The sequence below is a fragment of the Legionella rubrilucens genome (assembly GCF_001468125.1).
In the GTDB taxonomy this organism is placed as follows: Bacteria; Pseudomonadota; Gammaproteobacteria; order Legionellales; family Legionellaceae; genus Legionella_C; species Legionella_C rubrilucens.
Map to the genome: position 1 here is coordinate 18,383 of NZ_LNYT01000006.1, position 25,787 is coordinate 44,169.

Below are 25,787 nucleotides of genomic sequence, written 5' to 3' on the forward strand. Positions count from 1 at the left end.
ATGGTCTTGAATACCCTTTTTATGGAATTAATGCATGAGCATCAACAGGATCCTTACCCCACTGTATCCGAACGGCGTGACATGCTTAAGCAACTTAAAATCATGCTGAAGACGCAGGGAACAGTGTTGGCTGCCGCCATCAATTCCGATTATTCTCACCGCTCGCAAACCGAGTCGCTTTTTCTGGAAATTGCCCCGTCGATTAAAGCCATTGATTATTGTCTGTCGCATTTAAACGCATGGACTAAATCACGAAAAAAACAGGTGTCCTGGCATTTCTGGCCGGCGTCCGCTTATGTGCTGCCTCAACCGTTGGGAGTAGTGGGTATTATGGTACCCTGGAATTATCCGGTGTTTTTATCCATTGTTCCCTTAGCCTATGCCTTGGCAGCCGGCAATCGGGTCATGGTGAAAATGTCGGAGTTAAGCAGTGAATTAAGCCAAACGTTACAAAAACTCCTCTCATCGCTACCAACTGTTAAAAAATTCGTCAAAATTATTGACGGCGATGCCGAGGTAGGCAAAGCATTTTCCAGCCTGCCTTTTGGGCATTTGCTGTTTACCGGATCAACGCAGGTCGGTAAAGCGGTGATGGCGGCAGCCAGCCAGAACCTCACGCCAGTGACCCTGGAGCTGGGTGGAAAGTCACCCGCCATTCTTTCTGAAGGAATGAATCCTGCTTATTTGCCGCGCTTGTTCATGGGAAAACTGTTTAATGCCGGCCAAACCTGCATTGCGCCGGATTACCTGCTCGTGCCGTCGCGGCTTGAGCAGGCGGTTGAGACGGGGTTTGCTGAATTTATAAGCCAGCACTACCCGGACTTAATGACCAATGACAATTACACAGGCATCATCTCGCCTTCCCATAAACAACGATTATATCATCTCCTGGAAGATGCACGGCAAAAGGGCGCCCGGGTAGTGCAATACGGGGAGGAATCAGAACATTCGCAAAAAATGCCGGTGTATTTGATTTTCAATGCCAACAGCACCATGAAAGTCATGAATGAGGAAATTTTTGGCCCCATTTTACCCATCATGACTTACGAAAAAATGGCCGATGCCATTTATTTCATCAACGCCTTACCGAATCCGCTTGCCCTTTATTATTTTGGCGACAACAAAGACGAACTGAAACGCTTACAATATGGTACCTTGTCAGGCGCACTCACTGTCAATGACACGCTGATGCACGTTGCCATTGATGATCTGCCCTTTGGCGGCGTTGGCCAGAGCGGGTTTGGCCAGTATCATGGCCAGGAAGGCTTTGATCGTTTTTCACAATTGAAACCGGTCTTTAAAAAGAAAAGAATAACCACAGCGGCCTGGCTTTATCCGCCCTATGGCAGACTGGTACACTGGTATCTTCGTTACGTGGCTGGAATCAATTCAGGGAGAAATAATGAATAAGGTCCTTTTTATCAGCGGTGCCAGTCGGGGTATCGGCCGTGCAATAGCTCACCGCTTTGCACGTGAAAAAGCATGCATTGTCATTGCGGCTAAAACCGATACGCCCCACCCTAAACTGGAAGGCACCATTTACAGTGTCGCTGAAGAAGTGGAAAAACTGGGGGGGCAGGCATTGCCGCTGATGGTCGATGTTCGTGATGAGGAGCAGATTGAAGGGGCCATCAAAGAAACAATTTCCCGGTTTGGCAGACTTGATGTACTCATCAATAACGCCAGCGCAATAAACCTGAGCGACACCTTGTCGACCCCGATGAAGCGTTATGATTTGATGCAGGGGGTCAATACGCGGGCGACGTTTGCCTGTTCAAAAGCGGCTATTCCATACCTTAAGCAGTCAGACAATCCGCACATCCTCACACTGTCGCCGCCATTAAGCCTGGATAAAAAATGGTATGCCCCACATCTCGCTTACACCTTGAGCAAGATGGGGATGAGTCTCTGTACGCTGGGGCTTGCGGAAGAATTTAAGAGCGCAGGCATTGCTGTGAATTCCCTGTGGCCTAAAACAACCATTGCAACCGCCGCCATTGAAGTGCACTTCCCAGAAGCCATCTTCAAAGCCAGCCGTAAACCGGCAATCGTGGCTGATGCGGCTTACTGGATTCTCAATCAACCCGCACGTGAAACCACCGGTCGTTTTTTTATTGATGAAGACGTGTTGCGTGAGGCTGGCATTCAGGATTTTTCCGTGTATGCTATTGACCCCAATCAAAAGCCTTACCCTGATTTATTTTTATGACGGTTGAAATATTCACTGATGGCGCCTGCAAAGGCAACCCTGGCCCTGGCGGATGGGGTGCCTTGTTGCGTTACAATGGCCAGGAAAAAGCAATATACGGCGGCGAACCGCATACCACCAATAACCGGATGGAGTTAACCGCTGCCATTCGAGCCTTAAGTGCTTTAACGCGCCCCTGTGTGGTTGATTTATACACTGATTCGCAGTACGTGCGTCAGGGGATGATGGAGTGGTTACATGGCTGGAAAAAAAAAGGGTGGGTGAATGCGAAGAAGGAACCGGTTAAAAATGCTGATTTGTGGCAGGAGCTTGACAGGCTAAGCAAAATGCATACTATCCGTTGGCATTGGGTACGCGGCCATTCCGGACACCCGGAAAATGAGCGCGCGGATGAACTGGCCAACCTGGCAATCATTGAAATGTTAAAGGGCTGATATGCGACAAATTGTTTTGGATACTGAAACCACAGGCATAGGCCCTGAGTTGGGTCATCGCATCATTGAAATCGGTTGTGTGGAATTAATCGATAGAAAATTAACCGGTCGCCATTTTCATGCCTATCTCAATCCAAACCGAGACGTGGAAGAGGGTGCCTTTCGAGTTCATGGAATCAGTACGGAGTTTCTCAAAGACAAGCCGCCTTTTGAGGCCATTGTTGATGAGTTCATTCAGTTCATTGCCGGTACCGAACTGATTATTCACAATGCGCCGTTTGATGTGGGCTTTATTGAGGCAGAGCTCAATTGGGTTAAATGGCCCAAGCGATTACCTGATTATTGCACTGTCTGTGATACGCTGGTTTTGGCCCGCGAAAAACACCCTGGCCAGCGCAACAGCTTAGACGCCCTCTGCAAACGCTATGAGATTGACAATTCCAACCGTACCCTCCATGGCGCTTTGCTGGATGCCGAAATCCTGGCTCACGTTTACCTCGCCATGACTGGCGGTCAGGCTCAATTATTTGAAGAGGACAATCTTGCTGCGGTTCATGTGGATTCCCAACAACAGAAGCATCAGAGCTTTCCACGCCTGTCAAGCCACTCTCCCCTCATCGCCGTGAATGAACAGGAACTGCAGCGACATCAGGATTTTGTTGATTTTTTGATTAAAAAATCCGGCGTGAACCTCTGGCAGGAGGAGTAAGCCCGCTTGGCAGGAGTGTCTGGGATGCCAGCGCAGTCGGCATTCCTGTCAAAACGCATAAAAAAAACACCTTGCTCATATTTTGTTCTATAGTTATCTGTAGGATTATTGAGCAAAGAAGACGACCATGGAAGCAAAAAAACGCATTCGCCTTGCCCCTGCCGTATTTGCTTTATTTTGCCTGGCCCCCCTTGCAAGTCAAGCCCAAACCCAGGTTTCTCCCCTTGACAATACCAAGCCTCTCCTGGTTTTAGCTTCCAATCAGTTTATTTTTAATCCAAAATCATTGTCCTGGGTGGCTATTAACCACAATGGCAAGGTGGTGCGCAGCGGCAAGGCCTCGGGAGGCAGCCGTTATTGCAAAGACGTTCGTCGCGCCTGCCGTACACCGACGGGAACTTACCGTATTATCTCCAAGGGCAGCGCCAATTGCCGCTCCAGCCGTTATCCTTTAGGTAAGGGCGGTGCAGCGATGCCTTATTGCATGTTTTTCAGTAAATATTACGCTATTCATGGCTCTTATGATGTACCTAATTACAATGCAAGCCATGGGTGTATTCGCGTCAAGCCGCACGATGCCAAATGGCTGCATCAGAATTTTATTAAAATTGGCACGAAAGTCATTGTTAAACCCTATTAATAAAATGTTAATCTGCATGGTTTAAAATTAAACAATCATGGCATTTAGCGTAGTTTAATATGAATCCTTATCAAATGACGATTAACAGCAAAACCTTAAAAAACAGCGGAGCTCATTTTGAGGCTGGTGAACGAAGTGGCGCCATTTTAACCCTTCCCAATAAACAAACCAAACTCGATTTTCTGGAGGAATTTAATTACGCCGTTAAAACAGGCTTCATCGAGGATAAAACCCCCTATAAGCTGTTTGGACAGCAAAGCCTCTACTTGTCATTAGAGTTTGCCTCCATGCTCATGGGGGATCCGCACGCCGATTTTAGTCATCTGGATGAACTTAATCAGGGCTGTGTCAAAGTGAATCCGGTGATTAAATTTTTCGACTCCATCAAAGGGAATGGAGAGATAGTGAACTCAAGAGGGCGCACGTTGAGTGAATCACAGGTTACAGCGCTGCTGAAACTCTGAGTTTAAAGCCCCGGAAACCAGGGCCTTAAGGGTGAGGGGACTACTCATCATCCATGCTAAAGGAAGAACCACAGCCGCAGGTCGTCTTTGCATTGGGATTACGAATGACAAATTGCTCGCCTTGAATACCTTGGACGTAATCAATTTCCGCTTCGTTCAGAAATTGATGGCTCATAGAGTCAATCAGGAGCTTCACCGTGGATTGACCGTCGGAGCAGGTCTGCACCACCACCGTATCGTCATCCTGTATCGTCTCATCAAAGGTAAAACCGTACTGAAACCCTGAACAACCGCCGCCGGTAATGTAAACCCGTAAATTCAGACTGGGATTGTCTTCTTCGGCAATCAGGGCGGCCACTTTATCGGCGGCACTGACTGAAAAATAAACGTTGGTTGTTGATGAGGGGATTGCATTAATCGCTGCCATGAAATACTCCAGAAGAAAAGGGTCTCGCTATACCATGTATTAATTGTACCTTATTTAGCGAATAATTTGCTCTATTGTCGCACCGCCGAGGCACTGATTTTTATCGTAGAACACGATGTATTGACCCGGCGTCACCGCCCGTTGCCATTCGGAGAACATCACGTAATGCTGGCCATTGCTTTCGGGCGAAATGACACAGGCCTGCTCCGGCTGGCGGTAACGGGTTTTAGCAAAACAGGTGAACGGCAAAGAAACCTCACCTGGCGGAACCAGCCAATGAACAGGGCTGCAAACCAAGCCCTGCGAGTACAGCAGGGGATGATCACCCTGGGCAACAATTAGTACATTGTTTGGAATGTCTTTATCCACGACATACCAGGGTTCATCGCCACCTGTTTTACGACCGCCGATACCCAATCCCTGACGCTGACCGAGGGTATAGTACATCAATCCCTCATGACGTCCGACGTACTCGCCCTGCGGTGTCTGCATTTCCCCCGGTTTAGCGAGGATGAATTCTTTTAAAAATTCCTTAAAACGCTTTTCGCCAATGAAGCAAATACCGGTCGAATCTTTTTTGGCCTGAGTCACCAGTCCCAGCTGGCGTGCAAATTCCCTGATTTCAGCTTTAAGAAAATCCCCTACGGGAAAGAGGGTTTTAGCCAGGGCCGAAGGTTCTACGGCATGAAGAAAATAGGTCTGATCCTTGTCGCGATCCTTGGCTTTGTACAACGCCCCTGGATTATTTTCTGAACGGACCCGGGCATAATGGCCGGTTGCAATGTAATCCGCACCGAGAGAAAGGGCATGAGTTAAAAAAGCCTTAAATTTGATTTCCTTGTTACACAACACGTCGGGATTGGGTGTGCGACCCTGCTCATACTCACGCAGGAAATGGGCAAACACACGATCCCAATACTCTTCGGCAAAATTGACGCTGTGAAGGGGAATTTGAAGCTGATTACAAACCGCCTGCGCATCGGCCAGATCCGCTGCCGCGGCACAGTAGCCTTCCGTATCATCCTGTTCCCAGTTTTTCATGAACAGGCCTTCGACGTCATACCCCTGTTCTTTCAGAAGCCAGGCAGCCACTGAGGAATCAACGCCGCCCGACATACCTACAATAACTTTTGCTTTCATTGAGCAACAAATGTTTAAAAAAGATTCTATTTTACGTCATAATAAGGAAAGATTAAATCGCAATTTACAAAAGTCTCCGTTATTATTCCGTTATTTGAGTTAAATCCATGCAAATCAATCTTAGAAAAGCGGTCAATCAGGGACCGCAACACCTTTCCCTGACCTTAACTGAACGGTTGCCGTATTACATTGAGCCGCCAGTTCACCTTGAATGCGGCTATGCTGTTGAAAGAAAGGACAATTATTATTTAGTCAATTTGAACGTCCGCGGTGACTTGACGATTACCTGCCAGCGCTGCCTTAAGCCCTTTGCCCATGCGTATGCCAATCATCTTGAACTTGCCGTATGTGGCTCTGAGGAGGCAGCAGAAAAATTGCTAACCACCTATGAAGCCATTGTTGCGTTGGACAATCAGATTGATTTAGAGGGCCTCATTACCGATGAATTGCATCTTTACAGCCCGCAATCCCATGAGGACCCCAATGAGTGTGATCCGGAAATTGCCGCCTATATTCATGCGGAAAGGCAATAAACGTGATAAAATCTCACATTAAGACTTGGATTAACGAGAAAAAATCGGTAATATTCCGTCCCAAATGAATTAATACAAATTGCCTAGGAGTAATACAATGGCTGTTCAACAAAATAAAAAATCGCGTTCCAGACGCGATATGCGCCGCTCTCACGATGCGCTGACTGCACCCACTCTGTCAGTGGACTCCACCAGTGGTGAAAAACACCTGCGTCATCATATCACGCCTGACGGCTATTACCGCGGCAAAAAAGTGCTGGATACTGATAACGTTTACGAACAAGAGTAAGCTTCCTTGAAGAACATCACCATTGCTGTTGATGCGATGGGTGGGGATCATGGTCTGAATGTCGTGATTCCTGCTTGTGTTCGTGCCACACGGCGCCATCCTGACTTGAAGTTATTGTTAGTCGGTGATCAAGCTCAGGTTAATTCGCATCTTAAAAAGCATTCCGTCGAAAACACCAATCAATTCTCGGTCATTCATGCATCCGAGGTTGTCGGGATGGATGAGTTGCCTTCGCATGCCATGCGCAACAAGAAGGATTCCTCCATGCGGGTTGCGATTAATCTGGTCAAGGATGGGCAAGCGCAGGCGTGTGTCAGTGCCGGAAATACCGGTGCCTTAATGGCCACAGCACGCTTTGTGCTGAAAACCCTGCCTGGTATTGATCGGCCCGCCATTATCGCCGAATTGCCTACCCTGAAAGGGAAAACCCGTGTCATTGACCTCGGTGCCAATGTGGATTCCTGTGCAGAGCACCTCTTTCAGTTTGCCGTCATGGGTTCTGCTCTTATTCAGGCTTTGGATAAAAAACCCAAACCCAGCATTGCTTTGCTTAACATTGGCGTTGAAGAAATCAAGGGCAATGATCAGGTCAAACGGACCGCGCACATGCTGGCTGAATGCACACTAATGAATTATGTGGGCTATGTGGAAGGGGATCATTTCTATTCAGGCAGTGTGGATCTCGTGGTTTGCGACGGATTTGTGGGCAATGTTGCATTGAAAGCAAGCGAAGGCCTGGCTAAATTAATGCTTTCCGTACTTAAAGAGTCATTCACCCGCAGCCCATGGGCTAAATTGGCGGGCTTAATCGCAAAACCTGCGCTGAACCATTTAAAAGTCCGCATGGACCCTGCGCGATACAATGGAGCCAGTTTGCTCGGCTTAAACGGTATTGTGGTCAAAAGCCATGGCGGCGCAAGTGAGCTGGCCTTTCAATATGCGATTGAAGAAGCCATGTTGCAGGTTCAGAGTAACGTTGTTGATTTGGTTAGAGATCAAATCACCGATTTCATCAACCAGGGTTTGTTGCTATGAAAAATGCCATCATTAAAGGAACAGGAAGTTATCTGCCTGTGCGTTCGCTCACCAATAAAGAGCTGGAGTCGCAATTGGATACCACGCATGAGTGGATTTTTTCGCGCACTGGCATCAGTAGCCGCCATATTGCTTCTGAACACGAAACCACGGCTTACATGGCGTCTGAAGCGGCAAAAAAAGCGTTAAAAGCCTCTGAACTGCAGGCCGATGACATTGATTTAATCATTGTAGCGAGCTGCACACCCAACCAGTTTTTTCCCAGCATGGCCTGCCATGTACAAAAAGCAATCGGCTCGACCCGCAGTATCCCGGCCTTTGATATTTCAGCGGCATGCAGCGGTTTTGTCTACGCGATGGACATGGCCAGGCAATACATTCAGTCAGGTACAGCAAAACACGTGCTCGTTGTAGGCAGTGAAAGCATGTCCCGGGCCGTTAATTGGCAGGATCGGGCAACCTGTGTATTATTTGGCGATGGCGCCGGCGCGGCGGTATTGAGTGCCAGTGACGAACCCGGCATTTTAGCCAGCCGTCTGCATTCCCTGTACGATGGCGAGGGATACCTTACCTACGATAACGCCACGGGCAGCGATCAGCCCGCTTTTATCGGCATGCGCGGCAATGAAGTATTTAAGCTCGCCGTCAATATCATGGGCAACATTGTGGATGAAATTCTGGATTGCAGCGGCCTGCAGAAATCAGACATTAACTGGTTAATCCCTCATCAAGCCAATATCCGCATTATTCAAGGCATCGCTAAAAAACTGGATTTATCCATGGAGCAAGTCATTGTAACCATTGAGAATCAAGGCAATACCTCGGCCGCATCCATCCCTCTCGCACTCGATTATTCGATACAGAATAATAAAATTTCCCGTGGGGATTTATTGTTACTGGAATCGTTCGGTGGTGGAATGACCTGGGGCGCCATGGTTATTCGTTATTAGTCTGTTGGAGTACCCTTTACATGTTTAATATTGCCTATGTGTTTCCTGGCCAGGGCTCTCAATCCATTGGCATGTTATCCGAGCTCGCCGATCACCACAGCCAGATTGTTGATGTGTTCAGTGAGGTGTCTGATAAACTGGGCTATGACCTGTGGGCGCTTGTACAACAAGGCCCTGATTCGCAATTGAATCAGACCGAATACACTCAAGCGGCCATGCTGACAGCTGATGTGGCTGTTTTTCAGGTATTAAAAAAAGCCGGCTTCCCCAAGGCCCACCTTATGGCAGGTCACAGTCTGGGTGAATACGCCGCCTTAACGGCAGCCAATGCCCTTTCGCTCACTGACGCCGCCCGATTGGTCAGTCGCCGTGGCCAAATTATGCAGCAGTCCATCCCGATGGGGCAGGGTGCAATGGCCGCCATCGTTGGTTTGAGTGATGAACAGGTCAGCCAACTTTGCCAGCAGGCCAGTGATGCGCAGGAGAAAGTGACTCCGGCCAATTATAATGCCATTGGCCAGGTGGTGATTGCCGGCCATACTGAAGCCGTTCAGCGCGCCGTCACAATGGCCGAAGAAATGGATGCAAGACTGGCAAAAATCATCCCGGTCAGTGTGCCTTGCCATTGCCCTTTGTTGTCTGACGCTGCCGAACAATTTGCTGAATGCCTGGCAGAAACAAACTTTCGTGTTCCCGAGACTGCCGTCATCAGTAACGTTGATCTGAGCATCTACCAGTCGCCGGAGCAGATGAGAACCTTGCTGAAAGAGCAATTGTATAGTCCCGTTCGATGGGTTGAAACCATTCAGTTGATGAAAAACAAACAGACTCATCTGGTCATTGAGTGCGGCCCCGGTAAAGTATTGAGCGGGTTGGTCAAACGCATTGACAAAACGCTGGCGGCCAGCAGTATTTATGATCAGATTTCGCTCGAGCAAGCCCTTGGCAGTCTGACAACAAACGAACATTGCCAATAGGAGTTTACATGACAAATCTGCAGGGAAAAATTGCCCTTGTTACAGGTGCCAGCCGTGGAATAGGGCAGGCCATTGCCATAAATCTTGCAAAAAAAGGCGCGTATGTTATTGGAACGGCCACCTCAAACGCCGGCGCCGAAGCCATCACGGCCGCTTTTAAGGCCGAACAGGTGTCGGGTCATGGCGTTATGCTGAATGTGACTGACAAAGAGGGCGTGGAGCATTTGATGGCTCAATTGTCAGATGAGGATAAATTACCCTCCATTCTGGTTAATAATGCCGGCATCACCAACGACAACCTGTTACTGCGTATGGACGATGAGGAATGGTACAAGGTGATTGAGACCAACCTGAATGCCGTCTTTCGTTTGAGCAAAGCCTGCCTTAAACCCATGTTCCGTGCACGATGGGGCCGCATCATTACGATTGGATCGGTGGTCGGTTCAAGTGGAAATTCCGGGCAGGCGAACTATACTGCAGCTAAGGCAGGTGTCGTCGGCTTTACCAAATCACTGGCCCAGGAAATCGGCAGCCGCGGCATCACGGTCAACGTGGTAGCCCCCGGGTTTATTGATACCGACATGACCAGTGCACTTCCCGAACTGGTGAAAGAAGAAATGCTGAAACGCATCCCCCTGAAGCGTCTGGGCAAGGCAGAAGACATTGCCGAAGCAGTGGCTTTTCTTGCCTCAGACAGTGCAAATTATATTACGGGTGAAACAATTCACGTCAATGGCGGTATGTACATGAATTAATAGGCTTGCGTTCTTTGAATAATTGAATAAACTAGCCACAAGAAAATTTTAATAAACCTAAGAGGAAAGACGAGTTATGAGTACAGTTGAAGAAAGAGTTCGCAAAATTGTTGGTGAACAATTGGGCGTTAAAGAGGAAGATTTGAACAATAATGCATCCTTTGTTGATGACTTGGGTGCAGACTCTCTTGACACTGTTGAATTGGTTATGGCTCTTGAAGAAGAGTTCGAAACTGAGATTCCTGATGAAAAGGCTGAAAAAATCACAACGATTCAGGAAGCGATTGATTACATTGAATCAAACATGAATAAAGAAGAAGCTTGATAAATTCGAGGAGTATTCATTGAGTAAGCGGCGTGTAGTAGTAACCGGCATGGGGATGGTGACCCCTGTCGGTCTTAATGTAGAGCAAACCTGGCAAAACATTCTGGCCGGGAAAAGTGGTGTTGGCGTGATAGATGGTTTTGACACCACCGAGTACCCCACCAAAATCTGGGCCAAGGTCAAAGACTTCAACATCGAGAACCATGTGCCGCTGAAAGACGCCCGTAAAATGGATTTATTTACCCAATACGGAATAGCCGCAGCGGATGAGGCTCTGGCTGATTCTGGTCTGGTGGTTGACCATCCCTTGTCTTTACGTGCCGGTGTGGCGGTGGGTGCGGGGATTGGTGGTATTCAAACCATTACCGATAACCAGGACAAACTGGTTAGCGGCGGGCCGCGTAAAGTATCACCGTTTTTTATTCCTGCGGGCATCATTAACATGGTTGCAGGACAGATTTCTATTAAGCATCAGTTGAAAGGGCCCAATATTTCCGTGGTGACCGCGTGTACAACCGGTACTCATAACATTGGTCTCGCTGGTCGAATGATTGCTTATGGCGATGCCGATATCATGGTCTGCGGCGGTGCCGAGATGACCACGACCCCCTTGTGTCTGGCCGGTTTTTCAGCTGTCCGTTCGTTATCCAAACGCAATGACGAACCGGAAAAAGCGTCTCGTCCCTGGGATAAGGATAGGGATGGTTTTGTGATGGGCGAAGGCGCAGGTATTCTTGTTCTGGAAGAGTACGAACATGCCAAGGCACGGGGCGCCAAAATTTATGCCGAACTGGTTGGTTTTGGTATGTCGGGAGATGCTTACCACATTACAGCCCCCGATGAGGATGCTGACGGAGCATCGCGTGCCATGGAAGCCGCCGTTCAGGATGCCAACATTGAGCCTGCTCTGGTCGATTACATTAACGCCCATGGTACGTCCACCTACCTGAACGATATGAATGAAACCAAAGCCGTTAAGCGGGTTTTTGGTGAGCATGCTTACCAGTTAGCCATGAGTTCAACCAAGTCCATGACCGGACATTTGTTGGGCGCTGCCGGTGCGGTCGAAGCGATTTTCAGTATTCTGGCCATCCGTGATCAAATCGCACCACCGACCATTAACCTGGATAATCCTGATGAAGGATGCGACCTGAACTATGTGCCGCATAAGGCCCAACCGATGAAAATCGATTACGCCTTAAGCAATTCATTAGGATTTGGCGGAACGAATGGAAGCTTGCTGTTTAAGCGAGTCTAGATGAAAACGTTTTTTAAGTGGTTTTTCTTTGTAACAGCACTGTCTCTGGTGCTGTTTTTCACTTTGTTCACCTACAATGTCAATGCGCTGCTGACCAAACCGTTGTTGCCCTCAGAAAGCAAGCCCCTTATTCTGGAAATTAAACCCAATTCCACTGCATCGGCTTTTGTTAATCATCTCCATGACCTGCATTTGATTGGCTCAAAAAAAATGTTTTTATCGTTCATGAAATGGCAAGGTTACAGCAATCGGCTCAAAGCCGGTATTTATCAGATTACCCCTGGTGAAACAGCGCAGCAACTACTGGATAAAGTGACCAGCGGTGAAGTGCTGGTGCAATCCTTCCGCATCATTGAAGGAACAACACTGGCTCAGGTGACAGACAATTTAAAAAAAGCCCCGTATTTATCGTTTAACGAAGAGGATTTAAACGCTTTTTCAGGTCCCCACCCAAGCCCTGAAGGCCTTTTTCTTGCCGATACCTACAATTATGATGCGGGGGATAATGCCAAATCGTTGCTTAAAGTAGCCAATCATGATTTATTGAATTATTTAAATACCGCCTGGACCAGTCGAAGTCCGGGGTTACCCTATGACAATGCCTATCAATTATTAATTGCTGCCTCCATTCTTGAAAAAGAGACCGCCATAGCCAGCGAACGAAAACTGATTGCCGGGGTTATTGTGAACCGGCTTAAAAAAAACATGCCATTGCAAATGGACCCCACCGTTATTTATGCCTTTGGGAAGCATTTTGACGGAAAGCTTCGCCATGAGCATTTAAGCATTGATTCACCTTACAATACCTATAAAAATCGTGGATTGCCGCCTACGCCAATTGCCATGGTGGGCAAAGAATCCATTGATGCCGCCGCCCATCCCAAGCCCAGTCATTACCTTTATTTTGTCGCCAAAGGCGACGGTTCCCATGCGTTTTCAGAAACGTATGAACAACAGAAAAAAGCCGTTTTACGCTATAAATACAAAAACAAGGAACCACAACAATGACCCAGGGACGCTTTATTGTTGTAGAGGGGCTTGAAGGAGCCGGCAAATCGACGGTGATGCAAACAATAAAACAGGCGCTTGAATCAAGGCAATTGACAGTCGTGACGACTCGGGAGCCGGGAGGTACGCACATCGGTGAAACCATACGCCATTTAATCAAGGAGCCGAGACCCCAGGAACCCATGAGTGCCTACACGGAATTGCTGCTTCTCTATGCCGCGAGGGTGCAATTGCTTGAACAGGTGATTCGTCCGGCATTGCGCGAAGGAAAGTGGGTGCTGGCCGATCGCTTCGAACTTTCGACCTTCGCCTATCAGGGAGGAGGCAGGCAAATCGACAACGAAATCATTCAAGCCATTTCCACCATTGCCTTACAGGGATTTCAACCGGATTTAATCCTGTTTTTGGATATTCCACCACAACGCGGGATGGAGCGGGTGACTCAGCGCGGCGACAGCGATCGCATTGAGCAGGAGTCTCAGGCATTTTTTGAACGCGTGAATCACGCCTACCATGAAAAAATTAAAACCTTGAGCAATGTTGCCCTGATTGATGCTGGTCAAACGCTTCAAGCCGTGCAAAAATCAGCGTTATTGCACCTTGAAAAGTTTCTGATCCGTCATGACGCATTCTGATCCGTTTGAACGCTGTTGGCTTCACTTTGAACAAACCCATGCTCATCAGCGCTTGTCGCACGGCCATCTTTTCTGTGCTGACGATGAATCCAGAATGAGCGCCCTCCAGCAACGCTTAATGCAACTGCTTTTATGCCGTAACCAGCAAAAACCCTGCCAGCAATGCCAGTCCTGTCGTCTCGTTTCAGTAGAGAGCCATCCCGATGTAGCCCTTGTCCAACCTGAAAAAGAAGGGGGGGCAATCAAGGTTGAACAAATCCGGGCGCTACAGGCCATCGCCTATACTTCGGCGCAACTGGGCAATCAGCGCGTTATTGTGATTAAATCCGCAGAAAAATTAAATCATGCTGCAGCGAATGCCCTGTTAAAATTACTCGAAGAACCGCCGCCAGGTGTCTATTTTCTTTTGCAGGCGCAATTCCTCGGGACTTTGCCGGCCACTGTCTTAAGCCGTTGCCAATTGTGGCGTTTATACGATGCTCATGAAAAACAGGACAATTACCTGGCCCTCGGCCAAATCCATGCGGAGGATACGGCGAGAGGTAAGGTTTTTAGCCACCAAGCAACCATTCTTGAGGATTTGCAGGCCTTGCTGACACGTCAGGAATCCGCCTGCTCTCTGGCCGCCAAATGGGCAAATTATGATTTTCCGGCACTCTTGTGGTTTCTCTACCTGCTTCATGCCCATTTAATTTACCTCAAGCTGGTGCAGAAAAGCGACGGCCGGACGGTAATGAACACCTTGGCGTCTTCATTCAGCGTCCCTGTTTTATTTGGGCAAATCGATAAAATTAATGGCATATTTAGAAAAATAAACCATACTATCAGTGTGAATCAATTACTCGCATTGGAAAATCTTTTACTGGGTTACCACGATTAAAGGAAAATCACATGTCAACGGAAGACATCCCAACCATCAATTGTGCCTATGCCAGCGAGGGAGCGCTTTACATGGCCTACATGCCGTTCTTGCATGGCGGCGGCTTATTCATACGCACCAATCATAATTTTACCTTAGGCATGCCTGTGCAATTGAATGTGAAATTGTTAACTGAACCAGAAACCTACAAAATCGATGGCAAAGTGGTGTGGATTACTCCCAAAGGCGCGCAAGGCAGTAAACCCAGTGGTGTCGGAGTACAATTTTTAGGCGAAAATTGTCGCCATTTTTGCAATAAAATAGAAACCTACCTGGCGGGCATGCTAAAATCATCACAAATGACAGATACGATGTAAATTATGCTTGTTGATTCCCATTGCCACCTCAATTTTATTGATTTATCGGAATTTAATCAGGATTTGAATCAAGTCATGCGTCTCGCCAAAGAGAACGATGTGAGTCATTTTCTTTGTGTCTGTGTGGAGCTGGATGATTACCCTACGCTTTGTCAACTGGCGGACACTTACCCGCAGGTCAGTATTTCAGTCGGGATCCACCCTAACAGCGAAATTGACAGGGAGCCGGATGCAGCTGAACTGGTTGCATTGGCCCAACGTCACCCGGCCTGCATTGCCATTGGTGAAACCGGTCTCGACTATTACCGCACGACCACGGATGAAGCTCAGGCCTTACAACGGCAGCGGTTTATTCATCATATTGAAGCGTCCATCGCCACGTCAAAGCCTTTAATTATACATACCCGTCAAGCTGCATCCGATACGTTGCAAGTCATGAAAAACCATCAAGCGGCTGAGATAGGCGGCGTCATGCATTGTTTTGCCGAAGACTGGGACATTGCCCGGCAGGCGCTGGATTTGAATTTTTATATTTCTCTTTCAGGCATTGTTACCTTTAAAAATGCAGCAACTTTACAGGAAGTTGCCCGGAAAGTCCCTCTGGATCGGCTGTTAATCGAAACGGATTCACCTTATCTTGCGCCGGTTCCATTCCGCGGAAAACAAAACCATCCCGCCCTGGTGAAGCATGTTGCCTTAGCCCTTGCTGACTTGCGAGGCATGACTTACGAGGAAGTGGCCCGGCAAACCACACAGAACTTTTATCAATGCTTTCGAATTAGTCCAATGAAATCGTGATCGGGGCAAGATCATTCACAGCGTCATGCTCAAATACCTGTAAAAAATCCTCAAGCGTGATACCAGGGCCCTGAGCTTTTACAAATTGTTTAAAGGCGCTTGTTTGCTTGCAGGCAAACAGACTTATCAAGGTAAAACCAGGTGCCACATCGGCTTTGACTAATTGGAATACACAGCCCTTAACCGGCTCTTTCAGTGTACCCATGAGTCCCGTGATGCGTTGCAACTGGTCAATGTAACGTGGTGTGTCTTTCTGGATGGTTTTAATCTGATAAATTGCAAGCAATACCTGTTCGATCGCCTCAAGCAGAGTGTCGTTGAGATTTTTTTCTGTTTTTAGTTTTTCCAGCAACATCTGGGGTTTGACAAGCACGGTTTCCTTCTTTAAACGGGCAATGGATTCGGTGATTTTTTCTGCGGAAGGTATTTCACTCATCAATTCGCGTAGTAAGACTGAGGCCTGCTTCGGATGATTCAACAAGGCGCGGATACATTCATCAGTATGATAGGGGATACGCGTCACATTGATGGTAGAGCAATCGCCCGCGGTTCTTCCCTGTAAATCCTGAAGTACCAGAGCAAAGGGGATATCGACGCCACGTCGATAAACGATTCCGTCGCCACTGTTATCAAACAGTAACTCAGATAAGGCGGCCGCTGTTTTTTCCTGACCCTTGTCCTTTAAAACCGTAAGAACTTCGTCCACTGTCGCGTTTTTAGGAGGCCAATCCATTTTTTTTAACTCATTCAATAAATTGACAAGTTGATTGCGCTTGAGCAACGAGCGCTCAACCGCTATGTTCAGCAGCGTTGCAGCAATCACATAGGCAGAACCGTGTTTGGGTGAAGAGTTAAACAGGGCTTCAAATTGATCTTCCTTCACTTTGAATTCACGAACCTCGTTTTTTTCCAGGAAGGGAGATAAATCCAGTTCCGACCAAATGCCATCGGTCATGGAAATGATAATATCGCCTTCCTGTGCCTCGTAGGGTTCATTGATTAAAACCGGTTTCGGTTTTTTTTGATCAAGCATTTGCACCGAGGCAGGGGTCCAAACGCCCATGCCGCGATAGATATGGCGGGCGGGCAGAATTTTTTTGACTTTCATGTCGTCACTTAAAACCACTAACAGGGTATCGCCCATGTTAGAAAGCTCGCCCTGGTATTTCCCTTTGCCTGTGTAGGAAAATGCAGCGCCCGCCAGCGCACATTGACTGTCATAGGTTTGGTAGGGATTAGGCGACAAGGCATGGTCTTTAGAGGATTGGGCGATTTGATAATAGGTCTCCAAAGAGGAGTTCCTGCTATCGACAAACGTTTCACAGGCAAACGAAGCGATGTTGGCAATGCTGGCATTTTCCATCTGATCCTCAGGGGAACCGCCCAAGCCATCGGCGGTAGCCTGGCGAACACCGGTAATAATTCCTGCCTTGTTTTTCACAAACGTCATTGCACCAGAATCTAACACCTGCTCGCTCTCAATGTCTTTGTTCTGATAAGCAAGACTAGACCCTGTAATCAGGACACTGTGATGCGAGGTGCTGAGAGCATAAAAACGTTTCTGAATAAAATCACTTGCCTTTTGATCACTAGAACTGGTTATCGACGGAGAAGTCACTGTTAAGGCAGAACTGATGATTTTCAAATTGCCATTGCGCATAAGCCGTTGTCTCGTCTATCTATTAAATCATGTATTCAATACGGGATTGCTTTTACTGTCATAAAATTGACTGCCTAACGTGTCCAATTGGCTGAGAATAGCTTCCGAGTTGATTTTTTCAAGATTCTCAATGTAATGCAAGGTGACATTCGAATTAAGATACGCGCCAAATTGCTCGATAAGCGCCTTGTTGTCCCCATACGCCACCAGCAATACAGGACGTTTAAAATCACAGGGATGATGATTTTTTTTCAAGGCAGCAATCGATTCGGTTGTTTCCTTGTTTAAATCAAGCACAAGAATTTGCAGGGAAGCCGTATGAGCAGGCGGCTCACAGTTGTCATTAAAGAGGAGAAAGGAATGAATGGACGAATTAGACTCTACGAGCTTGTAACGCTTTAAGGAGCCTAACTCAGTTACAATCAATTTCTTCACGTCGGTGTCTCGACCATAGACTGCTACGCGGCGCATAAACAAATTCCTAAGGTAATATTGGATAAAATTATAACACAATGCCTAATTTAATACTACCTTAATAAACTACAATTATACTGAAATCAAGTTGTTCTGATAAGAAGTCTATTATGCCTGGTTTAATTGATGCGGCTCTTGAGGATTTCCCCCGAAGTGAGATCTGGCGTATTCAAACTGATGGATGGCAAGCGGTTAAAGGCCCCCTTAATTTCCGCCCGCAATTTTACAAAGGCATGCACGCCGCATTCCAATACTTAAGCCGGCATGATCGCGAAAAGATTACCCCATACTTGCTGGAAGACATTTACCATAGTTTTTACAGCCATGAGGATGCTTATAAATCGGATGATATCGTGAGGGAAGGTTATAATACCTACATGGGCGAGTTTGAAATTTTCTTTCCAGAACCCGGATTAGAGAGCCAAGCCGGCGTGAGTGAGGAGGGGCTCAGTGAACTTATCGAAGCATTAAAAAGCTCTGCACTCACTAAAGGGTCACGAAAACAACCCTTTATGGAAATAAAAATCGACCGCTACAATCAATACCCCATTTATTTGAATGCATTAAGCGATCACTTTGAGGAAGACTTTCGCAACTACCTTATGAATGCTTCATTGGCTAAAACGGCCTACACCGGTAACAAACCGAAACCCAGCGAAAAGGACCTGGTTAAAGTATCCATTGTTTCAAGCGCTGCTGAACGGGAATATATTCTTGAACTTGTTCAGTTAGACATCGATAACTATTATCATGAGTTGGAAGAAGCTCAACAAATTGCTGACAAAACCGAACGAATGCAGGCTGAAATTAATGCCATAAACCATTTTATCCGTAAACTTCATCAATCGCATTATTTTCCTGATGGCAATGGCAGAACATTTGTTTTTTTACTGGCTAACATGCTCTTGCTGCAAAATGGCTATGGAATGAAGATAGTTGAATACCCCGCCCATTTCGCCGGGTTTTCCACCGACGAGTTAGCCCAGGAAACCCTTTCAGGCCTTACTGATTTTCAGGCTTATAAAGTAACACGGGCCAAAAATTACCTGGCTTTTTTGTCCACCCAGCAAATCAATGATCCAAAAAACGACATCAAAGAGGAGCTACTTAAAACACTGAGTGCCAAACCATTAATCGCCATGGCCCAAATCAATGAACTGTTTCTACAGATTAAAGAGCAGAGGCTTCAGGTTCCTAAAGGATACAATTCGTCACTCAATAATTTTCTAAGTTTATTTGGCGGAGACTCTAAAGAAAAAAGGGCCAACATGCTAATTCTTGAGTTATTGAAGGATATTTACCTGGAGCAGTTAAATCGCCTCATCGAGCAGGCCCCTGAACAACCCCCCTCAAAACAAATCGGATTTGAAACCAAAGAGGGTGCAGCTAAAACCCTGATGGATATGCTGGATAAGCAGGAAATCGTGAGTTATTGCGACAAATTAACCATTCATCGTGGAGTAGAAGCCTATCAGGATGCGGTCACGGGCAACAGTAAGGAAGAGATAGTGATCACCACTGCCTGAATCAGGCTCCGCCTTACAGGCAGACCAGGGTATAGACTATGCTCAATTGCCTTGCTGCCTGATTGCCACCACCTTAAACCGCACCGTCACCTCATCCTTGACCTCCTCCGTGCTGCTCCACTCACCCTGGCCGACACCAAACAGACTGCGCTTAATGACGGTGCTTCCTTCAACAATTCCTTTGTCCGCGGAAAGTTGTTCGGCTTTGAACGTCAGGGTGACAGGCACTGTTTTGTCGCGGATTTTAAGCGTGCCGGTGGTCTGATAAGTACCGTCTAACAATTGCTGAATGCCCTGGGCTTTAAATTCCGCCTGAGGAAAGAATTGAACATTAAACCAATCGGCGGTAATCAGGGTTTCTTTTAATTCAGCATAGGAGGCATAGACGGAGTTCATATCGACAACAATGTCAATGCGACTGCTGGCCAAATCAAGAGGGTCGACGAAAATCTGCCCGGAAAAGGTTTTAAATTGACCAGAAACCGGGGCGTCATTCTGGGTTGCCGTAAATGACAACTGGCTTTGGTCAGGGACAATGATCCATTGCGGCACAGACGCAAGGCCTAAGGCAGGCAGGATAAACAAACTCAACATCCAAACAAAATGAACGAACGCTTTGATGTTCATGGTGAAATCATCCGTTGTAAAATATCGTCTTTATTAATGAAATAATGTTTCAGTGCCGCTGCTGTATGCAGGGCAATCAGACCAAGCAGCGCATACGCCAGCCATTCATGGGCTTGTTCAAACACCTGCCTCAGATGTTCATCAGGTCCGGTCAGATTCGGCAGGGTAAACCAGCCAAAAAAGGAGGCCGGAAGTCCTGCAGACGAGGTGATCAGCCATCCTGTCAGTGGCATAAGCAGCATCAAGGCATAAAACAGCCAATGCACACTCCGTGCGCTCAGCACTTCCCAACGCGGTAAATTTAACCGCGGCGTCGGGTTGCTCAATCGCCACAGAAGCCGGACAGCAACAAGAAATAAAGCAAGAAAACCATATTCCTTGTGCCAGCCGTATAATTTCAGCTTCTGAAGGCTCACAGGCAGCAACACCATGAAAAACCCCAGGATTAGGAGCCCAATAATCAGCACCGCCATGGCCCAGTGCAGACCAATCGCGGCCAGGCCAAAATGAGTGTCGTCATTTTTAATGCGCATGGTGATCCTTACACCGTGGGTTGATAGGCTTCCGCTCCGATTTCAATGTGGACTTCATCCCCTAAATCCGGCAGGAAGGCTTTAAGGCCAAAATCAGAACGTTTAAGCGTTGTTGTTGCGGTAAATCCGACCGTCATTCGATCGCTTACCGGGTTTTTGCCCACTTTATTCATCGTCACATCCAGCGTCACCGGTTTGGATACACCGCGTACAGTCAGTGTGCCCGTCACTTTCGCCGTATTCTTGCCAGTCAGTTCGACCTTGTCGCTGACAAATTGGGCGGTGGGGTATTGTTTGACATCAAAAAAGAGTTTGTCACCCAGGTGTTTGTCCAATTCGGGAATGCCGGTAACAAATTTAGCGACGTCAATGGTCGCTTCCACTTTGCTGTTTTGTGGGTTGTCCTTATCCAGCATGAGGACCCCTTTCACATACCATTTACCGGATTGCGTTGAAAAACCGAGGTGCTGAATACGCCACAACACATAACTGTGCTGATCATCAATCACCAGTTTTTCGGGTGCCGCACACAGCGGCAAACTCAATACGCTGAAAAGAACAATGGAAAGGTAGCGAATGGCGCGGTTCATAGAAGCTCCTGTCGAAGTTATTTGGCTGAAGAAGGTTGCGCTGGCGGTGTCAGTTGGCCGCCAACTATCCGCTCACAGACACCGGACGGCAGCAGGATAAAGGCATCGGCCTGTCGATCTTGAGTGGCTGAACCGGCACAGGAGGCTTTGGCCGTGGAACAATCATTCATGCCGGCTTTGACAATCCCATAACATTTTTCACTGGGGGCTGGCGTCGATTCGGCGATGACCGATTGATTGACTGTGGCGGCTATAAAAGCGCTCAGGGCTGAGCGAATTATTTTTTCTTTGTTCATGTGAATTACTCCTTGAATGAAAAGTTGACAATCATCTGGGACTGCACCCATTTCTGCAGCAGGTTGGCAGCGCGTAGACCTACCTCGTCTTCGCCGTGCCATTGACACAAACCCAGGCATATCTCGCCAAAGGCTTGCCCCTGTTGTAAAGCGCTCATCGCCCAGGTTTCATCAGGCGTCATCAGGTAAAAACGATTACAGTACGCCTGCCGCCACAGCAGCCAGCATTGCGTGTCATTTTTGCTGGCGGCAGGCGGCGCCTCTTCCTGATTAAGGGCTTCCCAAAGGGCTGGGACATTCCATGACAAGGCTAAGGTTTGCAGGGACGGATGCGTTTTAAAGCGAAGGTTTTCCCAGTGTTCAGGCGGGATCAGAGCCATCTCGTCCAAGGTCACTGCCGAGGCGTCTTCAGCATCAAACGCCAGCGCCATGGCCCATTCAAATTCAGCCAGTTCGGCAACCATGCCGTATTCGTCATGCAAATGGCCCGCTAAAAAATGGGCAAACTGGTGGCCGAACCAGCGAATGGAGCGATTCGACGACGGGTATTTTGCTGAATACTCTGAACCGAAACGCGCGAATGCGTCCTCACCGAGATACCGTTTCAGGCAGGGGAAATTATTCGATAACGCATCCAACAGGCGCATTTGATAAGCCTCTTTGTAAATGCGCGCTCGCGTACTGGCCGAAACGGTTGGGGTGGAAACAATGACATCCTGTAAAGCATGGCCGGTAAAATCAGCGTCCTTCGTCAATAGATAGGCCTGCATTTGCCGTTGAATAGCCGAAAGAGTCGTCATGATACTGGCTCCCTCGCCAGGCAGCGGGCGGTAATGGCCCTGGCCTTGTTCAATTCATTCAGCAACTCATTGAGCGGCGGGATATGATCATCCCGTTCAATCAGGGTAGAAACCTGGCCAAAACGCTCAATCACCTGAGCATAGAGCGCCCACACTTCGGTACTAACCGGTGCGTCATGCGTGTCCACAATGTAATGCCCCTGGTGCGAGTGACCTGCCAGGTGGATTTGCTTTACCCGTTCATGCGGAAGGGCGTTCAGGTAGGTGAGGGGATTAAACTGATGATTGACCGAACTGACATACACATTATTGACGTCAAGCAGCAGGTAACAGTCAGCCCGCTGGCTTATCTCCTTGATAAATTCCCATTCCGGCATTTCGGACGCGGTGTAGGTGAGGTAACTTGAGACGTTTTCAATTAACAACTGCCTTCCCAGGTAATCCTGAACCTGTTTAATGCGGGGAACAATATGATCGATCGCTTCCTGCGTGTAGGGAACCGGCAGCAAATCATGCATGTTCAGGTGGTCAATGCCAGTCCAGCACAAATGATCGGAAATCCATGCCGGCTCAATGCGTTCGGCCAGTCGTTTTACCTGGCTTAAGTAGTCCCAATCCAACGTATCCATGCTGGCGATGGAAAGGGAAACACCGTGCATAACCAGCGGATAGTGTTGTCTAATTTCGTCAAGAAAATAATGGGGTTTGCCGCCAGGAACCAGGTAATTTTCCGTAATGATTTCAAACCAGTCGATCCTGGGTTTATGTTCTAAAATATCAAGGTAATGTTCAGTCCGAAGCCCCAGGCCAAATCCAAGGAAAGGAAAACGATTGTCAGAGGAAGTCATACATAATCCGGCTTGAAACCAGGTGGTTGGCCACCTGGTCAGAAATTATTCCGCTTTCCCACCGACTTGCTTGCATTGTTCAGCCGTCAGATGAACATCGCTAATGCTGCACCCGTTAAATGTAATTTCTTCATAAAATTCCTTTTTTAGTAGTGGGAATGACCGAGCAATCTGACCCCGGTTTCATTAATTTAAAATGAATACAACAGTTTAGCAAGAGAAAATGATTCTCATTTAGCTTCCGCTTCCTTACAAAAATAACTGGCTGCCAGACAAAGCAGCGAACAGAAAAAGAAGCTGTAAGGGAAAACAAGCGGCTCATTAACCAGTAGCACGCCAACCACCCCGCCCAGGACCGCCGAAATCGAATTTCTAACGGTATTGAGCAGGGCAATGGCTGTACTGGTCTCGTGCGTGTAATTGGCTATGGCTAAAGAAAAAGCGGGAGGATTGGTCAGCGTCACACCCGCATTAATGAATAAAAGCGGCATAAGGCTCCAAAGCGTTAAACCCTGCTCATAAAACAAAATCAGGCAAAGCAGGGATCCAAAGACCATAATCCAGCTACCCTGACGTATGCTGGTGGTTAAACTCTGGCTTCTCCGCAGGTAAATACCTAAAAAATTACCGCCAATGAGGATAAAACCATTGCTGGCGAAGAGAATGGAGAACCAGAAGGGGGACAGGCCCAGATTATCAATCAGGAGGTAGGCAATATTGACTACAGCGATCATCACGCAGGAAAATGCGGTGGTAATAATGGCCGTCGTAATCCACAGCTGCGGATGTCCCGCCAGCTTGCGGTAAGACAGCAATGAGGTTTTAAATGTTAAACGATGGGATTTTCGCGACCAGTAGACCGATTCATGTACCAGAGGAGAAACCAGAAGCAGCAGAATGATCGCCACCATCAGCATAAAAAGAAAATCAGCCCGCCAGCCAAAATGAACAAAAATAAACGAGCCGAGCAGCGGCGCAAAAATAGGGGAGACAGACACAATCATGGAAATATGCGACAACAGACGCGCTCTGGCAGTATTGTCTTCCTCATCGCGAGTACAGGAAAAGGCAACAATGTTGGCACAACACACCGCAAATCCCTGCAGGCCCCGCCCAAGAATAAGAATTTCAATGCTGGGTGCCAGCATGCAGGCGATGGTTGCCAGCAGGAACAGGTAAAAACTGAAGCGCAATACCCCCCGTCGACCGTAGTGATCCACCAGCGGCCCCCAAAAAAGCTGCGACAAGCCGAAAACAAAGAAAAATAAGCTTAAAGTTAACTGACCGAGTGCATGACTTGTATTAAAATAGGCGGTGATAGCCGGCAGGGCAGGCTGATATAGATCAAAGACAAGCAGAGAAAAGGCAGACAGGGAAGCCAGATAAAGAAAAGGGGTTTTAGTCAAGTGCATGATCTCCGGGTGACCTCACGAGGCAACGCCCAAGCATAACTTAAAAGACGCAAAAATGGATAGATTATGAATTTATTTATTGGACTCATGTCCGGAACCAGCATGGATGGTATCGATGCCGCCCTGGTGGATTTGTCCACTCAGACCTTGATTGAGGGCCTGACCATTCCCTATAGTTCATTGGCGCGTGATGCCATTCAGGACGTGCTGGAAGGCCGTCACACGCTGGGTTCCTACAGTCAGTTAAATACCCTGTTGGGACGGGAATTTGCAGGGGCCGTACGGCAATTACTGAAAAAAACCGCAGTCCCATCCAGCCGAGTCAAAGCCATTGGCAGCCATGGGCAGACTCTTTGCCACAATGCACAGGCAGCCATTCCCTACACTGTGCAATTGGGGTGCGGCCATACCATCGCTGAATTGACTGGCATTACCGTGGTGGCTGATTTCAGAACACGGGATTTGGTATTGGGCGGACAAGGTGCACCGTTTGCACCGATTTATCACCAGGCCCTGTTTAGTCATTTACCCCTCCCTCTGGCTGTGGTCAATGTTGGCGGCATAGCCAATCTGACCTGGTTAAACCACCACGAAGTCAGTGGTTTTGATACGGGACCCGGGAATTGCCTGATGGACGCCTGGATCAGCAGGCATCAGCATCAGCCCTTTGACCGATATGGGGCCTGGGCGGCCAGCGGTACGGTTATTGATGAGTTATTACACAGCCTGCTGACCGATCCTTATTTTAATCAACCAGCGCCTAAAAGCCTGGGTAAGGAATACTTTAATGACGAATGGCTTCATACCAGGCTAAAACCCGGTTACCTGCCACAGGATGTCCAGGCCACTTTGCTGGCCTTGACCGCGGTCACTGTCGCTGACAGCATCAAAGCACAGGCGTTAACACCAAGCCAGGTGCTGATTTGCGGCGGTGGCGCCCATAACGAGCGGTTATTGAGGGTGTTGCAGCAGCAGCTCCCGGAAATCAAGGTACAGAGTACCGCAAAGACCGGTATTAACCCTGATTTTCTTGAAGCGCAACTGTTTGCCTGGCTGGCAGAAAAAACCCTGACCTGCACGCCGCTGGACCTAAGTCAGGTCACTGGCGCCAAAGGCCGGGCAGTACTTGGCGCCATCTATGCGGCGGGGATTGACAAACGAATTTCCGTTGAGGTGTAATGTGCGTTTTAATTGCATGA

The 25,787-nt window shown here is 47.9% G+C and carries 32 protein-coding genes; 21 read left to right on the plus strand and 11 right to left on the minus strand.

Annotated elements, in window-relative coordinates; all coding sequences use genetic code 11:
• The 6 genes from Lrub_RS02245 to Lrub_RS02270 all read left to right on the plus strand — a co-directional run bounded on the left by Lrub_RS02245 (position 1) and on the right by Lrub_RS02270 (position 4,456).
• A complete protein-coding gene (locus Lrub_RS02245; protein WP_058530584.1) occupies positions 1 to 1,410 on the plus strand; it encodes a coniferyl aldehyde dehydrogenase in 1,410 nt (469 codons plus the stop codon).
• The gene (locus Lrub_RS02250; protein ID WP_058530585.1) at positions 1,403 to 2,209 is read left to right on the plus strand and encodes an SDR family oxidoreductase; all 807 of its coding nucleotides are present in this window, start codon (positions 1,403 to 1,405) and stop codon (positions 2,207 to 2,209) included. The genes Lrub_RS02245 and Lrub_RS02250 overlap by 8 nt, the downstream gene beginning before the upstream one ends.
• Complete coding sequence (gene rnhA / locus Lrub_RS02255) at positions 2,206 to 2,643, plus strand: ribonuclease HI (RefSeq protein ID WP_058530586.1); 438 nt, start codon at positions 2,206 to 2,208, stop codon at positions 2,641 to 2,643. The genes Lrub_RS02250 and rnhA overlap by 4 nt, the downstream gene beginning before the upstream one ends.
• Position 2,644: 1 nt before the next feature.
• Positions 2,645 to 3,352, plus strand: coding sequence for a DNA polymerase III subunit epsilon (gene dnaQ, locus Lrub_RS02260; protein WP_058530587.1), 708 nt, complete (start codon positions 2,645 to 2,647; stop codon positions 3,350 to 3,352).
• Positions 3,353 to 3,479: 127 nt separating this feature from the next.
• Positions 3,480 to 3,992, plus strand: coding sequence for a L,D-transpeptidase (locus Lrub_RS02265; RefSeq protein ID WP_065235698.1), 513 nt, complete (start codon positions 3,480 to 3,482; stop codon positions 3,990 to 3,992).
• 59 nt (positions 3,993 to 4,051) lie between these two features.
• Positions 4,052 to 4,456, plus strand: a complete 405-nt coding sequence (locus tag Lrub_RS02270) for a hypothetical protein (RefSeq protein WP_058530588.1) — start codon at positions 4,052 to 4,054, stop codon at positions 4,454 to 4,456.
• Positions 4,457 to 4,496: 40 nt separating this feature from the next.
• Here the strand turns inward: Lrub_RS02270 and erpA are convergent, their stop codons facing one another.
• Both erpA and mnmA read right to left on the minus strand, forming a co-directional pair.
• The gene (gene erpA / locus Lrub_RS02275; RefSeq protein WP_058530589.1) at positions 4,497 to 4,883 is read right to left on the minus strand and encodes an iron-sulfur cluster insertion protein ErpA; all 387 of its coding nucleotides are present in this window, start codon (positions 4,881 to 4,883) and stop codon (positions 4,497 to 4,499) included.
• Between the two features lie 54 nt (positions 4,884 to 4,937).
• Positions 4,938 to 6,023, minus strand: a complete 1,086-nt coding sequence (mnmA, locus tag Lrub_RS02280) for a tRNA 2-thiouridine(34) synthase MnmA (protein ID WP_058530590.1) — start codon at positions 6,021 to 6,023, stop codon at positions 4,938 to 4,940.
• 107 nt (positions 6,024 to 6,130) lie between these two features.
• On the opposite strand from mnmA, the gene Lrub_RS02285 reads away from it, so the two are divergent.
• The 13 genes from Lrub_RS02285 to Lrub_RS02345 all read left to right on the plus strand — a co-directional run bounded on the left by Lrub_RS02285 (position 6,131) and on the right by Lrub_RS02345 (position 15,822).
• On the plus strand, positions 6,131 to 6,556 hold the full coding sequence (locus tag Lrub_RS02285) for a YceD family protein (protein ID WP_058530591.1): 426 nt from the start codon (positions 6,131 to 6,133) through the stop codon (positions 6,554 to 6,556).
• Between the two features lie 97 nt (positions 6,557 to 6,653).
• On the plus strand, positions 6,654 to 6,845 hold the full coding sequence (gene rpmF / locus Lrub_RS02290; protein ID WP_058530592.1) for a 50S ribosomal protein L32: 192 nt from the start codon (positions 6,654 to 6,656) through the stop codon (positions 6,843 to 6,845).
• Positions 6,846 to 6,851: 6 nt separating this feature from the next.
• Positions 6,852 to 7,880, plus strand: a complete 1,029-nt coding sequence (gene plsX / locus Lrub_RS02295; RefSeq protein WP_058530593.1) for a phosphate acyltransferase PlsX — start codon at positions 6,852 to 6,854, stop codon at positions 7,878 to 7,880.
• Positions 7,877 to 8,830 carry a beta-ketoacyl-ACP synthase III gene (locus tag Lrub_RS02300; protein WP_058530594.1) on the plus strand — a complete coding sequence of 318 codons (954 nt, stop codon included), beginning with the start codon at positions 7,877 to 7,879 and terminating at the stop codon, positions 8,828 to 8,830. Before plsX ends, Lrub_RS02300 begins: the two co-directional genes overlap by 4 nt.
• Positions 8,831 to 8,850: 20 nt before the next feature.
• Positions 8,851 to 9,807, plus strand: coding sequence for an ACP S-malonyltransferase (gene fabD / locus Lrub_RS02305; protein WP_058530595.1), 957 nt, complete (start codon positions 8,851 to 8,853; stop codon positions 9,805 to 9,807).
• 8 nt (positions 9,808 to 9,815) lie between these two features.
• Positions 9,816 to 10,562: a 3-oxoacyl-ACP reductase FabG gene (fabG, locus tag Lrub_RS02310; RefSeq protein ID WP_058530596.1), complete on the plus strand. Its 747-nt coding sequence runs from the start codon at positions 9,816 to 9,818 to the stop codon at positions 10,560 to 10,562.
• A gap of 76 nt (positions 10,563 to 10,638) precedes the next feature.
• Entirely contained in the window at positions 10,639 to 10,887 is a 249-nt protein-coding gene (gene acpP, locus Lrub_RS02315) for an acyl carrier protein (RefSeq protein ID WP_058526342.1), read from the plus strand.
• Between the two features lie 19 nt (positions 10,888 to 10,906).
• A complete protein-coding gene (gene fabF / locus Lrub_RS02320; RefSeq protein ID WP_058530597.1) occupies positions 10,907 to 12,145 on the plus strand; it encodes a beta-ketoacyl-ACP synthase II in 1,239 nt (412 codons plus the stop codon).
• Positions 12,146 to 13,153, plus strand: a complete 1,008-nt coding sequence (gene mltG, locus Lrub_RS02325; protein WP_058530598.1) for an endolytic transglycosylase MltG — start codon at positions 12,146 to 12,148, stop codon at positions 13,151 to 13,153.
• On the plus strand, positions 13,150 to 13,788 hold the full coding sequence (tmk, locus tag Lrub_RS02330) for a dTMP kinase (RefSeq protein ID WP_058530599.1): 639 nt from the start codon (positions 13,150 to 13,152) through the stop codon (positions 13,786 to 13,788). The genes mltG and tmk overlap by 4 nt, the downstream gene beginning before the upstream one ends.
• Positions 13,775 to 14,668, plus strand: a complete 894-nt coding sequence (locus Lrub_RS02335; protein ID WP_058530600.1) for a DNA polymerase III subunit delta' C-terminal domain-containing protein — start codon at positions 13,775 to 13,777, stop codon at positions 14,666 to 14,668. The genes tmk and Lrub_RS02335 overlap by 14 nt, the downstream gene beginning before the upstream one ends.
• 11 nt (positions 14,669 to 14,679) lie before the next feature.
• Complete coding sequence (locus Lrub_RS02340; protein WP_058530601.1) at positions 14,680 to 15,024, plus strand: PilZ domain-containing protein; 345 nt, start codon at positions 14,680 to 14,682, stop codon at positions 15,022 to 15,024.
• Between the two features lie 3 nt (positions 15,025 to 15,027).
• The gene (locus Lrub_RS02345; protein WP_058530602.1) at positions 15,028 to 15,822 is read left to right on the plus strand and encodes a TatD family hydrolase; all 795 of its coding nucleotides are present in this window, start codon (positions 15,028 to 15,030) and stop codon (positions 15,820 to 15,822) included.
• On the opposite strand, the gene Lrub_RS02350 is transcribed toward Lrub_RS02345, so the two are convergent.
• Positions 15,803 to 17,482 (minus strand): hypothetical protein, encoded by a 1,680-nt coding sequence (locus tag Lrub_RS02350; protein ID WP_058530603.1) that lies wholly within the window; start codon positions 17,480 to 17,482, stop codon positions 15,803 to 15,805. The genes Lrub_RS02345 and Lrub_RS02350 overlap by 20 nt on opposite strands.
• Before the next feature lie 27 nt (positions 17,483 to 17,509).
• Positions 17,510 to 17,953 (minus strand): hypothetical protein, encoded by a 444-nt coding sequence (locus Lrub_RS02355; RefSeq protein WP_058530604.1) that lies wholly within the window; start codon positions 17,951 to 17,953, stop codon positions 17,510 to 17,512.
• Positions 17,954 to 18,066: 113 nt separating this feature from the next.
• Here Lrub_RS02355 and Lrub_RS02360 point away from each other — a divergent pair, with 113 nt between their 5' ends.
• Positions 18,067 to 19,482 carry a Fic family protein gene (locus Lrub_RS02360; protein WP_058530605.1) on the plus strand — a complete coding sequence of 472 codons (1,416 nt, stop codon included), beginning with the start codon at positions 18,067 to 18,069 and terminating at the stop codon, positions 19,480 to 19,482.
• A 42-nt stretch (positions 19,483 to 19,524) separates the two neighbouring features.
• On the opposite strand, the gene Lrub_RS02365 is transcribed toward Lrub_RS02360, so the two are convergent.
• From Lrub_RS02365 to Lrub_RS02395, 7 genes are all read right to left on the minus strand, one after another.
• Positions 19,525 to 20,109, minus strand: a complete 585-nt coding sequence (locus tag Lrub_RS02365; RefSeq protein WP_058530606.1) for a YceI family protein — start codon at positions 20,107 to 20,109, stop codon at positions 19,525 to 19,527.
• Complete coding sequence (locus Lrub_RS02370; RefSeq protein WP_058530607.1) at positions 20,106 to 20,642, minus strand: cytochrome b; 537 nt, start codon at positions 20,640 to 20,642, stop codon at positions 20,106 to 20,108. Before Lrub_RS02370 ends, Lrub_RS02365 begins: the two co-directional genes overlap by 4 nt.
• A gap of 8 nt (positions 20,643 to 20,650) precedes the next feature.
• A complete protein-coding gene (locus tag Lrub_RS02375) occupies positions 20,651 to 21,232 on the minus strand; it encodes a YceI family protein (RefSeq protein WP_058530608.1) in 582 nt (193 codons plus the stop codon).
• Positions 21,233 to 21,249: 17 nt separating this feature from the next.
• Complete coding sequence (locus Lrub_RS02380; RefSeq protein WP_058530609.1) at positions 21,250 to 21,528, minus strand: BufA1 family periplasmic bufferin-type metallophore; 279 nt, start codon at positions 21,526 to 21,528, stop codon at positions 21,250 to 21,252.
• A 5-nt stretch (positions 21,529 to 21,533) separates the two neighbouring features.
• Positions 21,534 to 22,328 (minus strand): HvfC/BufC N-terminal domain-containing protein, encoded by a 795-nt coding sequence (locus Lrub_RS02385; protein ID WP_058530610.1) that lies wholly within the window; start codon positions 22,326 to 22,328, stop codon positions 21,534 to 21,536.
• Positions 22,325 to 23,176 carry an MNIO family bufferin maturase gene (bufB, locus tag Lrub_RS02390; RefSeq protein ID WP_058530611.1) on the minus strand — a complete coding sequence of 284 codons (852 nt, stop codon included), beginning with the start codon at positions 23,174 to 23,176 and terminating at the stop codon, positions 22,325 to 22,327. Before bufB ends, Lrub_RS02385 begins: the two co-directional genes overlap by 4 nt.
• A 230-nt stretch (positions 23,177 to 23,406) precedes the next feature.
• A complete protein-coding gene (locus Lrub_RS02395; protein ID WP_065235699.1) occupies positions 23,407 to 24,588 on the minus strand; it encodes a multidrug effflux MFS transporter in 1,182 nt (393 codons plus the stop codon).
• Positions 24,589 to 24,654: 66 nt separating this feature from the next.
• Between Lrub_RS02395 and Lrub_RS02400 the strand changes: the two genes are divergently transcribed.
• Positions 24,655 to 25,767, plus strand: a complete 1,113-nt coding sequence (locus Lrub_RS02400; protein WP_058530612.1) for an anhydro-N-acetylmuramic acid kinase — start codon at positions 24,655 to 24,657, stop codon at positions 25,765 to 25,767.
• The last annotated feature ends 20 nt before the right edge of the window (positions 25,768 to 25,787 follow it).

Coding starts and splice junctions, on each gene's coding strand:
- Lrub_RS02355 (WP_058530604.1), bottom strand. CDS start 17,953: ATGCGCCGCGTAGCAGTCTATGGTCGAGACACCGACGTGAAGAAATTG.
- rnhA (WP_058530586.1), top strand. CDS start 2,206: ATGACGGTTGAAATATTCACTGATGGCGCCTGCAAAGGCAACCCTGGC.
- Lrub_RS02395 (WP_065235699.1), bottom strand. CDS start 24,588: ATGCACTTGACTAAAACCCCTTTTCTTTATCTGGCTTCCCTGTCTGCC.
- Lrub_RS02270 (WP_058530588.1), top strand. CDS start 4,052: ATGAATCCTTATCAAATGACGATTAACAGCAAAACCTTAAAAAACAGC.
- rpmF (WP_058530592.1), top strand. CDS start 6,654: ATGGCTGTTCAACAAAATAAAAAATCGCGTTCCAGACGCGATATGCGC.
- tmk (WP_058530599.1), top strand. CDS start 13,150: ATGACCCAGGGACGCTTTATTGTTGTAGAGGGGCTTGAAGGAGCCGGC.
- Lrub_RS02385 (WP_058530610.1), bottom strand. CDS start 22,328: ATGACGACTCTTTCGGCTATTCAACGGCAAATGCAGGCCTATCTATTG.
- Lrub_RS02375 (WP_058530608.1), bottom strand. CDS start 21,232: ATGAACCGCGCCATTCGCTACCTTTCCATTGTTCTTTTCAGCGTATTG.
- bufB (WP_058530611.1), bottom strand. CDS start 23,176: ATGACTTCCTCTGACAATCGTTTTCCTTTCCTTGGATTTGGCCTGGGG.
- Lrub_RS02345 (WP_058530602.1), top strand. CDS start 15,028: ATGCTTGTTGATTCCCATTGCCACCTCAATTTTATTGATTTATCGGAA.
- Lrub_RS02335 (WP_058530600.1), top strand. CDS start 13,775: ATGACGCATTCTGATCCGTTTGAACGCTGTTGGCTTCACTTTGAACAA.
- Lrub_RS02380 (WP_058530609.1), bottom strand. CDS start 21,528: ATGAACAAAGAAAAAATAATTCGCTCAGCCCTGAGCGCTTTTATAGCC.
- Lrub_RS02350 (WP_058530603.1), bottom strand. CDS start 17,482: ATGCGCAATGGCAATTTGAAAATCATCAGTTCTGCCTTAACAGTGACT.
- dnaQ (WP_058530587.1), top strand. CDS start 2,645: ATGCGACAAATTGTTTTGGATACTGAAACCACAGGCATAGGCCCTGAG.
- Lrub_RS02245 (WP_058530584.1), top strand. CDS start 1: ATGGTCTTGAATACCCTTTTTATGGAATTAATGCATGAGCATCAACAG.
- fabD (WP_058530595.1), top strand. CDS start 8,851: ATGTTTAATATTGCCTATGTGTTTCCTGGCCAGGGCTCTCAATCCATT.
- Lrub_RS02285 (WP_058530591.1), top strand. CDS start 6,131: ATGCAAATCAATCTTAGAAAAGCGGTCAATCAGGGACCGCAACACCTT.
- Lrub_RS02300 (WP_058530594.1), top strand. CDS start 7,877: ATGAAAAATGCCATCATTAAAGGAACAGGAAGTTATCTGCCTGTGCGT.
- erpA (WP_058530589.1), bottom strand. CDS start 4,883: ATGGCAGCGATTAATGCAATCCCCTCATCAACAACCAACGTTTATTTT.
- Lrub_RS02250 (WP_058530585.1), top strand. CDS start 1,403: ATGAATAAGGTCCTTTTTATCAGCGGTGCCAGTCGGGGTATCGGCCGT.
- mnmA (WP_058530590.1), bottom strand. CDS start 6,023: ATGAAAGCAAAAGTTATTGTAGGTATGTCGGGCGGCGTTGATTCCTCA.
- Lrub_RS02340 (WP_058530601.1), top strand. CDS start 14,680: ATGTCAACGGAAGACATCCCAACCATCAATTGTGCCTATGCCAGCGAG.
- fabG (WP_058530596.1), top strand. CDS start 9,816: ATGACAAATCTGCAGGGAAAAATTGCCCTTGTTACAGGTGCCAGCCGT.
- acpP (WP_058526342.1), top strand. CDS start 10,639: ATGAGTACAGTTGAAGAAAGAGTTCGCAAAATTGTTGGTGAACAATTG.
- Lrub_RS02265 (WP_065235698.1), top strand. CDS start 3,480: ATGGAAGCAAAAAAACGCATTCGCCTTGCCCCTGCCGTATTTGCTTTA.
- mltG (WP_058530598.1), top strand. CDS start 12,146: ATGAAAACGTTTTTTAAGTGGTTTTTCTTTGTAACAGCACTGTCTCTG.
- Lrub_RS02365 (WP_058530606.1), bottom strand. CDS start 20,109: ATGAACATCAAAGCGTTCGTTCATTTTGTTTGGATGTTGAGTTTGTTT.
- Lrub_RS02360 (WP_058530605.1), top strand. CDS start 18,067: ATGCCTGGTTTAATTGATGCGGCTCTTGAGGATTTCCCCCGAAGTGAG.
- Lrub_RS02370 (WP_058530607.1), bottom strand. CDS start 20,642: ATGCGCATTAAAAATGACGACACTCATTTTGGCCTGGCCGCGATTGGT.
- Lrub_RS02400 (WP_058530612.1), top strand. CDS start 24,655: ATGAATTTATTTATTGGACTCATGTCCGGAACCAGCATGGATGGTATC.